We start from the raw sequence: 288 nt of genomic DNA, 5'->3' as shown, positions 1-288 counted from the left end.
ACATCCGCGCCAGCATGGGGGTGAGCATCTATCCGCACGACGGCGCCAGCGCGATCGAACTGATCCAGGCGGCCGACGTGGCCATGTACCACGCCAAGGCGGCCGGGCGCAACGACGTGCACTTCTTTTCGCTGGCCATGCGCCGCACCAGCGAGGCCGCCCAGGAGCTCGAGGCCGGCATCCGCGGCGCGAGCGAAAAAGACCAGTTGTTCCTCGCGTTCCCGCCGCGCGTGTGCCTGCGCCCGGGCACCATCGTCGGCGCCGACTCCCTGCTGCGCTGGCGCCCCC

1 protein-coding gene is annotated in these 288 nt (G+C 71.2%); it reads left to right on the top strand.

What is annotated here, in order from left to right; translation table 11 throughout:
• The coding region (locus D0817_RS27290; RefSeq protein ID WP_161568496.1) for a diguanylate cyclase domain-containing protein at window positions 1-288 on the top strand (288 nt) is incomplete at both ends.

It is taken from the genome of Flavobacterium cupreum (assembly GCF_003996965.1).
GTDB classification, from domain to species: domain Bacteria; phylum Bacteroidota; class Bacteroidia; order Flavobacteriales; family Flavobacteriaceae; genus Flavobacterium; species Flavobacterium cupreum.
This window is presented reverse-complemented; position numbering and strand designations above follow the sequence as displayed.